This window comes from Gottfriedia sp. S16(2024) (assembly GCF_050473765.1).
In the GTDB taxonomy this organism is placed as follows: Bacteria; Bacillota; Bacilli; order Bacillales; family Bacillaceae_G; genus Gottfriedia.
On the sequence record NZ_JBFLUO010000001.1, the window covers coordinates 4897826 to 4911052 of the forward strand.

General features: G+C 29.1%; 5 protein-coding genes. All 5 read right to left on the reverse strand.

What is annotated here, in order from left to right; genetic code table 11:
- Window positions 1–224: 224 nt before the first annotated feature.
- Window positions 225–5093: an AAA domain-containing protein gene (locus AB1282_RS23755; RefSeq protein ID WP_429900712.1), complete on the reverse strand. Its 4869-nt coding sequence runs from the start codon at window positions 5091–5093 to the stop codon at window positions 225–227.
- 533 nt (window positions 5094–5626) lie between these two features.
- Window positions 5627–6829: a DGQHR domain-containing protein gene (locus AB1282_RS23760; protein WP_429900714.1), complete on the reverse strand. Its 1203-nt coding sequence runs from the start codon at window positions 6827–6829 to the stop codon at window positions 5627–5629.
- On the reverse strand, window positions 6826–8220 hold the full coding sequence (locus tag AB1282_RS23765) for a hypothetical protein (protein WP_429900716.1): 1395 nt from the start codon (window positions 8218–8220) through the stop codon (window positions 6826–6828). The genes AB1282_RS23760 and AB1282_RS23765 overlap by 4 nt, the downstream gene beginning before the upstream one ends.
- Window positions 8221–8592: 372 nt before the next feature.
- Complete coding sequence (brxL, locus tag AB1282_RS23770) at window positions 8593–10623, reverse strand: protease Lon-related BREX system protein BrxL (RefSeq protein WP_429900718.1); 2031 nt, start codon at window positions 10621–10623, stop codon at window positions 8593–8595.
- Window positions 10624–10641: 18 nt separating this feature from the next.
- Window positions 10642–13191: a BREX-1 system phosphatase PglZ type A gene (gene pglZ, locus AB1282_RS23775; RefSeq protein ID WP_429900720.1), complete on the reverse strand. Its 2550-nt coding sequence runs from the start codon at window positions 13189–13191 to the stop codon at window positions 10642–10644.
- Window positions 13192–13227 lie beyond the last annotated feature (36 nt).

A 13227-nucleotide genomic window follows, 5' to 3' on the forward strand; every position in this document is an offset into this window, starting at 1 on the left:
GATTTCATCTCCATTTCAAAACATTCCCTCAGGTTTATTATATAAAATTGCTATTAATCAATATATACTATTCCTCATTTCATAATCCCAATAAATATACTTTTTTTCCTATTTTACTTATATAGAAAGAACTATCTAATATTAATTTATTTTTCAATAAAAATATTATATAAAAAAACCCACTCAGAAAATTGAGTAGGTTCTTTATATGTTCACATTTATTTCTATCTTGGATCCTTAGTAAACCAAGAAGGTCGATTCTTTGTTGCTTTACCACCTTTTTGAGAATATGAAAATTTTACTTTCTTTTTCTGTAGTTGATTTATATACGGCTTAATCTCATCTCCACCTACAATCCATAAACTTCCACCTTTTTCTCTTTTATCAATTACTTCGAATCCGTTATTGCTAAAATACTCAATTAAATTCATAAAATTAGAGTTCGAAACATCTTTAGTAATTTTCTTTTCATCATTATCTTTATAAGGATAAGTCTGAGCTATTTTTGACTTTATTTGTTTGGTCAAAGTATGATTTACATTGGATTCTTCTAGTGTATTTGAATCTAAATCCAAATCATTTGAAATATCGTCAAATAAACACATTTGTTTTACTTTTGTTAATTCTTCGTCATCGAAAAGCGAAATTTGCTCATGTTCATGAACTATATAACCCGTTTCTACTTTATCATTTTGAAAATTAAATGACTCATTTATTTCGGTAATACTAGTAACTGTTCCTTCGTCTTCCTGGTTTAAACCATACATATCCAATAAACGCCAAAGTGATTCCATTGCTTGTTCTGGATTAAAGTAATAATCACTACCTCGCACTCTCCAAAAAGTCCAACCACATCGCTCTAACATTCGCTGACGATTCATGTCATATTCATATCGATCTGGTCCATGCCAGTGATCTCCATCACATTCAACAGCAATGCGACCCTTTGTACCTTCGATTATCATATCAATTCTAAATCCAGATACTTCATATTGAGGAATTACTTTATATCCTCTGTTAACAATTTGATCAAAAACATCTTTCTCAAAGACAGACTCACATTTTTCACGATTGCTTATTAATTCTAATTGATCAGGATTTTCACAATAAGTAATTAATTGGTATCGTAAACATTCTTTATTTTTAAAATCGTTTACTGTAGGTGTATGGAACAACCATAATTGCTCCTTAGCACGACTTACAGCAACATTAAATCTTCTACGATCTTTTTCAGAAGTTAAGGCTCTCATTCCAGTATCACCTGGGGCCGCTACTAAACTAATGAAAATTACGTCCCTTTCATCACCTTGAAAAGCATAAGAATCACCACAAATTAAGCTTCTTTTTTCAAATTCTTCAGCACCTATTTGTTTTAATAGCATTGATTCAATTTTCTTAGCTTGACCTTCTCCCTGTAAACTAATAATCCCAAAAGTTTTTCCATCATATTCTGGTTTTGCTATGCAGTTTATTACTTCTTCTGTAATTGCTTTCGCTTCAGGCTCATTATATATTTTTTGTCCTTTACCAATTCGATTTCCATTTTGTATATGCCGAGTAATAATAGGTTCTAATCGATTTGGTGGATATTGTTTTAAAGGAATCAATGGTGTATTACTATAACTGATCTTATTAGAGAACCCTATTATTTCAGGCATACACCTAAAGTGCTCCCGCAATGTAATACGTCCACGGAAAAGTGAATTTGCTAGATCAAAAAACGAATTCTCTATATCTAATAAATCACCCAACTTAAAGTCAGAAATGTATTCCTTTCTTAAATATTCTACTTTATCTCTATTAATTCCCACATACTCTGGACTAATCTGTTTATCGTCACCCACAACAATTAATTTTTTGGCTAAATATTGTAATATTACAGCTTCTGGTCCAGATTGGCTCGCTTCATCTATTATTACTACATCAAATATGTTTGGTTTTATTTCAAAATTATCAAATACTTGATAAAGTGGCATTATCCAAGCAGGGATAGCATCTCGGCATTCATCCATATGTTTTCTTGCATCACGTAAATGTTTAGGAGCATTTTTTCCTGTTTGTTTTCCAGCTTTTCTTCTAGCAACTGACCAAGCGATTAAGTGTGTACTTTGTTTATCTGTCATTTTTGATAGAGAAGAATCCCAAGATTTTAATTCGCATAACTTTTTAATTGTATTACTTATTTTCTCTTCTGTTTCATTTAACTGACTAGATAAAGCCCACTCTGATCGATTTAAAAATTCTTTTAACCAAGTATTAGCTTTTCCATAATCAAATGCATCAGAAATATTATTAAGTCGACTTTCCCAAATTTGCGGTTCCGGGTTAATTAAGATAGATTCATATAATTTTGGCAATGATTCTTTTACTTTATTCATAAGCATTTCACATCTTTTACTTGATTGAACTAATTCATCCAATTCAACAAGCTTTGTTAGAGCTTTATTATATGAATTAAAATCTCTATTTTTGAAAGAGCTTAATAATTCCTGAACAACTTCATGAGAGGTATTATCAAATTGTTTAAGAAAATTTATTTGGCTATTAAAAATATTATTTAACTCATCAAGTTCTCTTTGTGAAATAATTAAATTTGCTTCATTAATAGTTTTTTTATAATTTAATGAATCTATTTTATTATTTTCAATTACTGTGTTTAATAGGTCCTGATTTTCATATGAATCAATAATATTTTTCAATTGAATAAGCTCAACAAATGGCTTTACTAATTCCCCAATATATACTAATGTTGTTAATCTTGATGGCTGTTCAGGTATTGTTATTTCCATTTGTTGTTGAATATATGTTTTACATGATTCAATATAATCATCTAACTCTAAGGTTCCGATTAGTTTTTCAAGAGTTTCGATTGTATCGCATTTAGCCCCATTTACCCTAACACTATCAATAATATAATGAGATTCTTTAATAACTTTATTTTTAAAAATCCAAAATCCAAAACCATTTCCTTCTAGTAAATGATTTTTAAGAGCATTCGCATCACTTATAACTTGTTGCCTTGGTCTATTTATACCTTGTATATCTATATTATTAAAATGTTCCATCAAAATTTCAGCTTGATTTATTTTATTATCTAATTCCTTATAAAAACTTTCCCATAATAGAAACTTGGAATCAACTAAATCAATTAAAGCATTATTTATCCACGAGACATTTTTACGTGTAAGATTATTTAATATTAACTGACATTCTATTGAAAAATTAACGAGATCATTTAATTCTGAAGTTGAATAATTATTAAAGAATGGATTATTAAAATGAGATAGCTCATTTTTCTTTTCAATTAAACTATTTTCTAGTTCTGTTAATTCTTCAAATTTTTCTTTAGGCAGCATTAAATCATAATCTGGAAAATCAGTCTCGATTTCTACTTTAATTTCATCGTTTAGTTTTTCTAATAATGTAATACTTTCAATTAATTCAGCCTTAGTTACTTTTAATTCCCTATCTATACCAATTGAATCTTTAAACCAAATATAATTCAAGCTATTTTTATGAAGTATATTAGCAATATTTTGAGCGGTTCCCTCATATTTATCTTTAACTATTTGATGTTTAAATGTTTCCTTTTCACGTATTGATCTTAGCTGGAATTGTATATTTGCTTGTTTCTCTCTTAATAATTGTAAATTTTCTTCTTCTGTTTTAATTTGTTTTTTTGCTTCATTACTAACCCAATATTCTTTCTTATTAGATATACCTTGAACTACTTCTTCTAAATCTTTAAATGATTTTGCATCACTACCTAATAAACTCACGCATAAAGCTCTAAGTTCTTCTGGTAAGTTGCCTTTTAATACCTTTAGTGCTCTTGCAGTCTGACTTGTAATTAAAACACGTTGTCCAGTTGCAAGAAGATGTGATACTAAATTAGCAATTGTATGCGTTTTACCAGTTCCTGGTGGTCCCTGTACTAGTACCCCATCTCTCGATTTAAAATTAGTAATAATTTGTTTTTGTTCATCATTCGCTAATAGTGGAAAATAAATTTCCTCATTTTCTAAATTAATATTTGAATTATGTTTATCTACTTCGATAAAATCATTTATTTCTTCAAAAATTCTAAAAATTCCTTGTGGCAAAATTGTGTTTTCTTGTTCTATTTGCTCTAATATTAAAGAACATGCTTTTTGAAAACCTTTTTCACTTCTTTTTCTAAGAATAAGTGCTGGAGAATAGTTAACTACAGGAAAATTTTCAAATTCTCTATAATTCCCTACAAACTCTTGATTAAATCCCCCCTCTGATGATATAGATTGAACAAATGATCGTAAAATTTTAAATTGAACATCTTCATCCCAGAAATTTTCTTCTAATTCTAATAAACTTTCCTTAATTTGAGTCATCATTTTTAAATCTAATCTATTATCAACTTCTAACATATCTTGTTCAATTTCTATTAATTCTCCACTAGAAGAAGGAACAACAGTAAAAATGCCTTTATCTGAATCAAAATGTAATTCCACTTTTTTTACTAATATATGACGATGAATTAACTGATTTCCACTTGTTTTCCAATTTAACAAACCAGTTGCCACAACTAATTCAATTTGTTCACCCATCTTTTTTACAGATTGATGAATTGAAAAAAGTTTATCGTAAATTTCTTGTACTACATTATATTTTTTTACTTCTTCATACCACTGTTCCCAAACAGAGTAATATTCTTCAAATATTTTGGTAATTTGAGGATAATCTGAAATATATAAAAGTTCAGGTTCTTCGTTATCATTATTTTCAATATTAAAAACTGGATTAGCTATTGTCTCTAATAATATAGGTTTTTCGTTCTCAATAAAATCATAATTCGCTAACCAACTTATCAGCTCTATAGGAGTAAATATTTTTTGAGGTTTACTGGGTTTCTTGATTTCTAGCCAAATATCTGTATTTGAATTATCTTTGCTGTGAAGAGGTGAATGACATTTTTCTTCATCTTGAACTTCATTAAAAAAAAGTACACTCTCATATTTGTTTAAGTCACGTACTAATGGTGTTTTGAGTTCTGATATTCCTTTTAAATATTCAAACAATCGCTTTGCTTTATCTTTTTGATCATTTGTTACTTTCATTTAGATATTCTTCCTTTCTAGGTAACAGTTCCAGGACAAGTATGCCACTATTTATTACTACTATATTAAGTATATTCATATACCATTCCATAAAAAATACTTTTATTGAATATGGGAATAACTACTAGATAAAATTAAATAATAAAAAAGCGCAGTCCCATAATCCAGTTAAACGGTCTTAGGGAAAGCACTTTTTTTAACTTATTTTGAAAAATTTATATATTGAATCCTTAACCTGAGCCCAACTTTCATTCATCTCAACTCTATACTTGTTTTTCTTAGTAACTTCTAATATCTTTTCAAATATTAAACTCATTTAAAATTCATTAGAAGGTTCATACACCCCAAAATATCGGGATTAAAAATTAATTAGATTAATTTATTGGTAAAGACTAGATTATCGATATTTAGTTTATTTCTTAGATATTTATTCTTAAAGAACGCTTATCATAACTCTATTTTATGACTCTTCTTTGTACTATTTTATACCAATCTAAAGTAATTATCACCTGTAAATATTGTTTGTCAAAATTCTATCTATCTTTTTTATTTAGTATTATATTTTCAATATGTTTAAAACCAGCCTCGGAACTTAAACCTTTGAATCTACCTGCTTTTTTCCAATCCTTACTACTTAAAGTAGAAAAATTAATTACGTTATTGAACTCCTCAAGTAAAACATCATAATTCAATTTACTACTTTCATTTTTTTTAATAATCTCTATCATTATATGATGTAATGGTCTTAACCCCATATTCTTTTGAATGTAGTAATCTTCGTCAAAATATACTTCATTCTCATAAGATAATTTGTTAATCGTAAAACACTCATTCCATTTATTACTAATAATATCCCACATTGGAATAAATAAATTAAAAGTTAACTGATCAGACAAATCATTCAATAAAGCATCTAAATATTCAAAAGTAACTTCATTCAAAATTTGGGATCTAATTTCTTCAACATAAAATTTACATATAGGTTCTATTGATTTATAAAATGCACTATAACCAATCACACCTATTTCATCATCATTATTAATATCAATTTTTATTGCATTTTTCCATACATTAGTCTTATTTTTGATAAAATCTAACTTTTCATTCTCATCATATGATCCGTTATCATTTAAACTAAATATTATTCTATTCGCTAAATGTTTTGAATAATCAATATTGGTTAACCTTTCTAACTCCTCATATCTAATTAAAGCTAATTTAGTAAGATCAGTTTTTAATGGTTTAGCTTTAGCATTTATAGATTGAAATACTTCAACTTCGCGTATTCGATTTTCTGTTCCGATTGGCATAATAATTACAGAAAATTTATACTCTTCAATTTCTTCTATATCTTTATAAAGATTTTTATCCATTAATTCTTGAATATATCTCTTTATGGACATTATTCTATGTTGACCGTCGATAATTCTGAATATGTTTTCATCTTGACTTTTAGTAAATTCTAACGAAATTGTATCATTATTAAACTGCTTAATATTAATATTATCTTGGTCAATCCCTAACAAAATTGAAGTTGGTGATATTGGACTTTCCTCCGTTTTTAAGGATAAGACTATTTTCTTTAGATGTCTTTCATTTAATGCCCTTTGATAACCTAGTCTATTTTCTCTAGAGTATATTGAAACTATGGAACTATTAATTATTTCTTTATAAGAAAAGACCGAAGAATAGAATACTTGATTCCCCTGTGTATAATGAAACGCCTCCTTAATCACTTGTTATTCCACCTTTCTGATATATACTCTTGAATTGTTTCGCTTAAATCAAGATCAATTAACTCTTCTTTTTCTTGAGTCTTAAAATACTCTTCAACCTTGGGACCAATACTCATTTTTAGTTCTGATCTATCTTTTACTAAACTTGGAATAACTAAACATGCAATTACAAAGTTTAATATATCTTCTTCTATTTCCTCATTATCCAATAAATCTTGAAATTTCTCATCAAAATGTTCAGTTAGATTAACAAATACTTCAAATATTTTTTTTATTTGCATATTTTTTTCTAATTGTAATGATTTAAAAATTTCAGTGTCACTTATATACTCCAAGCTTTTTAAATATCTTATTAAATAATCATCAATAAGATGTATTTTCTCATGATAAGATGGATCGTTCTTTAGTTCAGTATATAAATAATTTCTAAAAAAGTCTGATTCATCATCTAGGATCGTCGATATTACAAAATATGGTATAGAATCACTATACAAAAATTGTATTATCTTAAGATCTCTACATTCTGCCATTCCCTTTGGTGTTTTTGATTTATCGAACATTTCATCTTTTTCTTTATAATAGACATATAAAAGTTCTGTTGCCCTACTAAGAATAAAATTTAATCGTCCTCTATCCTGTTCTTCTTCAATAGAAAATATTTGTGACTTATTACCATTTAAATATTCATAAATTTCTGTCTTTAATAACTCTGATTTTATGTATTTTTTATCATGCGTATATATTCCATGTAAGATTTCCTCTAAATCTATTAAGATTGGTGCTAAAGAGTGCATAATCTTTTTATTATAACTTTTTAATTCATGAATATCATGGTCTTTATAAAACAAGGAATGATCAATGTCTGCAAAAGCACTTAAAAAAATACTTTTTATTTGAATTTCAACTGGATACCCATTATAGATTAATTTTATATGATAGTATCCTATTCTATCATTTTTAAATAGTGATTTCTTTTCATCACTACTACTTACCAATTTTATTGTTTCCTTATTTTCTTCGATAAAACTTTGTAGAAATTCCAGAGCTAAATCTTGGTATCCCATAGTTGTTGTGAGTATTGTTATTCCAATTAAATCATCAAATTTTTCCAAAATCACATTTTCATTGATGCTCTCCAATTTAATATCATTTCTAATTATTTTTTCCTCTATAGATAATTTTGACTTGATTCTTGTTTTATATGAGAAAGGAAGAATTGATTTATAAACAGAATTACTTAATACTTTATTCTCTTTTAAACATTTTTTTTCGAAGTACTTTTCTAAATCATTTATTAATATTTTTAATTGGTTTTTTAATTTGTCCTCTAAATTGGCTAAATAATATTCACCTAGTTCTTCTGACAAATTTAATAGATCAATTACTTTCAAAACAACACTACCTCCCTTGAATTAAACTAAAACATATCCATTATATTAATAATTTATTGTATAAACGTTTTCCCAATTTTTTCCCATTTATTATTATAAACTAAATTTAATAAGTAAGAAAACATAGATTTAGCTCACACTAAATTTAATAATTTTTTACTAAGTTTCTACTTTTAGGTCCAAAATTACAAATTAAACTCTGAATATCAAATTTTAGTATATTAAATACGCTAACTATTGTTAAATTAATTTTGTTTGGACCTATAAGATATTTAATATATAATGTATGCAAAAAGAAAAAGCACCCGAAAGTGCTTTGACAAATACCAAACTAAAGATAAGTATATCTACCTCTTATTACAAGTGTTAATTTCACTCAACGCCAAGAGCTTTAAAAACCGCATCTTCTGCCGACTGATAAAAACTAATTTGAAACTTTGCAAATAATTCTGCAGGTACAGTTTGAATATCTATGGCAGATGACATTGGAAGTAAAATTTTCTTTGCACCACTGTCGAAACAAACTTGAAGTACATTTGCTAATTCTTCTACTTTATTTATTGTTCCACTTATACTTATTGATCCAAGAACTACGAGTTGACTTTGAACAGGACGACTCATTGCTCCAGAACATAAACCCACAAATGATGCAAGTGATAATTCACTCGTTAAGCCTACTCCCTGCATATCTTGAATATGCATTAAATAATCCTTTGTTGTCGTACTTATTGTTCCGCTAATATTTTTATTATTGGCTTTGAAAAAACGGTATGAAGTATCAATGCTTTCTTTTGCTTCACGGTCCGTCCCTAATCCTGTTTTTTCAAACTTACCGTTACCACTTACTACTTCTATTTCTAGTTTATAAACACCGATCATACCTGATTTACCTCGTGCTACTGTATATACGTGACCAGGTTTACCCATTCCTTCTGGGATAAGTTTACCTCCCCCTTGTTCAGAGACTGAAACAAACTCTTCATTTAATGATCCATTATCAATATAAGAAAAATGGACATCATAGAATTCCATTCCACCAATTTTCTTCAGTTGTTCTTTTACTCGGCGACGACCTTCAAGTGCGTAGCGTAATACTTCTTCTACATCTTCTCGAGTAAACTCACCATTTGGATACAATAGTTTTATGAATCCCGATACCGTTTTACGAACTGCAATTACATCACGTTGATTTAAATTATTTCCTAACTTGAAATATTTGTCTAACGCATCTGAAAAAGAGCGTTTTCGCATTTCTCGTAAATATTCCGCCAAATAATCAGTGATAAAGCCATAATCATTTGTAAAAAACTCAGGACGCATCTTTGGAACTTCCCATCCTGGTAAATAATAATGCATACGATCAAAGAATGCTGAATCATTTGCTATTGCTTCAGGGAACGGATCAAATAAATGTGATGTTTTTAACAGTACATCTACACTTTGATTTATATTTCCTACAAATACCATTGATGCACTTGCATTTTTTTCTTCTCTGCCACGTGCAAATGATCCTGATGCCATGAAATCTTTCATAATCTGAATGCCATCTTTATCTTTAAAAGTAATACCTGCTACTTCATCAAATGCAACTGTATCCCACATTCCAACTAGTCCAATTTGCTTACTTGCCATGTTATAAAACAAGTTTGCTACAGTTGTTTGTCCACCTGAAACTAATATAGAATTTGGGGAAATCTCCTTATAGACATGAGATTTACCTGTACCACGGGGGCCTAACTCACATAAATTATAGTTATTTTCTGTTAAAGGTACTAATCGTAGAAGCATATGCCATTTTACTTTTTCATCTAGTTGCGTTGGTTCCATTCCAATAGAACGAATCAAAATATCAATCCATTCACCTTTAGTGAAATGTTGGCGTTGATTTAATAAATCTTGCAGGTCCATATTTGGCATTTGAATTGGGTCTAGTCCGGCGATAATAAATGGACTTACACCTTTTACTTCTTCATCAAAGAAATATTCCATTTTCAAAATGCACCATATACCCCCTGCTAGTAACTTTTCATATTTTTTTAAATAATGCGATGAGATAGGTACACTTTTTAGCCCTAAGTTAGAAAATTCAGCTTCATACACATCTTTTTTCTCATTTAACTTTACGTTAATTTTATCAATAATAGTATATTGACGTAGCTCTTTAATTTTAGACTTAATCTTTTCTGCTTCATCTGGGCGTACAAAATTATCGGACAGAATTTTTTTTACAATTTCTACTCCATCTTGTATGCTGCTTTCCTCATCTGTTGCACAATACATTCCAAGCAAATATTCAAGTACATATACTGGAACATTTGCCCCAGCTTTAATCTTTTTAGTTAAGTCTTTCCGTACAACTTTACCAGCAAAATGAGAGTTCAGTTTTTTATTTAAGTCTTCCATTCTCGCTTCTCCTCATGTCTAAAATCCGAAATCATTTGTAAATGTAATATCGATTGTAAATGGGTATTTGTTGTATACTTTTTCTACACTTTCTTCTTCATCCTCAAGTATTAGATAATAACGCTTCGTTTTATCATACGTCATACTCTTAAGTACAAATTTCTCTTTAAATGTACGATCGTCTGGCTTGTCTGAACGTTTATCTGCAATAATAATGTTCTCGTTTGATACTCGATTTCCCTCTTCATCTGAGATGTAAATTTTTAAGCGAAGTGGAACTTTTTTATCTTCTACTTTTTCTGTTTGGAAAAAATCTAAATAAGTTATACTATTTGTGATTTTACGGGTCAAGCTCGTTAGCTGAACATCAACCTTTTTAATATCATTCTTAGTGGTCTTACTACGATCATTTTTAAATTTTATTACTGGTATAACAATCTCTTGAAGCATTGCACCGCCATGAACATAATTAGCACCAGATCCCTGCTTAGCAAATCTCTCCGTCCCACGAGGAACAGTTACGTATGTATCACTATTATCACCTAAAATATAATTCATTGAATATGTTAATGTTCCTTGAATATCCTCTGCTTGTTTAGTTACTAAAAAGCGACGATTATCAATGATAGCATTATTTATTGTTTTAATAACTTTGTCATAAGATTCTAATGAACTACGTTGATATAAGAATCCATGATCTGCTGTAATATAAATTGTAGATGCACTTACATGATTAATTAAATTATTTACTAATTCACGTAATTCATTAAACGTTTCATTAACTGCATCGAATACTTTACGTTCTGTTACTGCATGATCACCATTAGCATCAATCGTATTGTGATAAATATAAATTACTTTCTTTCCAGTAAACACATCACGATATTGCTGACGATTATAATCAACCACATCTTTGTATTGAACTGCAATTGCATCACCAGCATGCCTATCTAATACTGAATTTCGATTTTCTGTATTAGAAGCCTTCAATCCGTCGATATATACACTATCCTCCACTAAATTTAGTTCTTGAAATGGTAAAAGGGAAGCCATTCCTAAATCTGTATATGACGGTAATACTCCTTGCTTAGCACTAATTTCCGTAGATCCTTTACGCTCTACATTTAATAACTCACTCAGTTCCTTAGCGGCTTCATAGCGAAGTGCATCAGAAATAATAACAAAAACACGTTCCCCTTTAATAACATGACTTTTTATTTGATTGTTAAAAAATTGATGTTGTTGCGGTAATCCTATTATTTCCCATTTATTATTCAGATTCTTTTCAATTGCTTTTGACCATTGAATAGATAACTCATTCAAGTACCAATTTGTATAAATATTTTCTATAACATCTCTTAAATCATGGAATTGTTCTTTTAAATTTACTTTATCAAGTGCTACATAGAATTTACGATATGCTTTATCTATAAATGAGTAACTATCACAATAAGATTTAAACATATCCTCTGCTTCTGCGTAAGGAATCGTTTGTTCAAGATCTTTAACCTTTTCTAAAAGAGAAATTGCCCAATATATCGCACCTAGCTCATACTTATAGATAGGATACCAATGTGATTTTCTCCTTTGATTTACAATTCCTTTATATGTTTCAAAATCTTCAAGACCTTCAACTAAATCTGTAGAAAGCTTATTAATTATATGAAAATCAAAATATCGGAATGTATCACAGCCAATAAATGAAGTAAGCTCCCAATTTGGTATATACTTTTCAACATTGATACGTTCCGCAATTTTGTCTGATAATACCTCGTATTCTTCTTTATTGTTCATAAAGTGATCGATAAATACAACACTATTTGTTACATTTCGTGCGACGAATGGTGTCCATGTTGAAGGAAGTTCTTCTTTGAAACTCTCAGAAAGATGTGAAATACTGAAGAATGTAAATAGATTCTTTAATGACTTTTCCGAAAGTTGGTATCCAAAGACTTTCTCCATTAACATCCAGAATGTTTCTTCATTACCAAACTTTAGAATACTTTCCCAATACTTATTTGTTTCTTTACATTCATTGCGGAATAATACCTTTAATACTTCTTCTAAGCTTACATATGTACACTTACAAAGAGCGGATAATACTGCAATATCAACAGTCTGCTCAGTATACTTTTCTACACAGTAGCTTGAAAAGAGTGCATAGCGGTCTTTATTATTAAAGAACTTCGCATACTTTTTAAACACAGAACGAAGACTATCATCTGCCACACCTAAATCACGCATAATAACTGTAATTTTATCTGTTGCAAACTCAAAACTATACTTATATGTATCTAACAACCAATCTTCTCTTGGAGATGGTTTTGCCATTACCGAATAGATTAAAAAGTGAGATGTTGGGTCAACTTTTTCAATTTCATATTTTGTAGCAAATAAATTATTCTGCTTCATTTCCCAAATCCGAACATTTTCAAATGAAAGTCCTTGTATATCTTCCTGAAACTCTCCTGCTTCATCATACCAAAAGACAATATGGCGTTGCTTTCCATCACCTAGTGGACGAGCAAACATCTCCATTAATGTTTGTTGCACTTCCTTCAAATTCATTATAATCTTCTCCTTCAAAAAATGGTTTAGCCGCTT

Bases quoted from the DNA above. Each gene is read 5' to 3' on its own strand.
- AB1282_RS23755 (WP_429900712.1), bottom strand. From the start codon at position 5,093: ATGAAAGTAACAAATGATCAAAAAGATAAAGCAAAGCGATTGTTTGAA.
- brxL (WP_429900718.1), bottom strand. From the start codon at position 10,623: ATGGAAGACTTAAATAAAAAACTGAACTCTCATTTTGCTGGTAAAGTT.
- pglZ (WP_429900720.1), bottom strand. From the start codon at position 13,191: ATGAATTTGAAGGAAGTGCAACAAACATTAATGGAGATGTTTGCTCGT.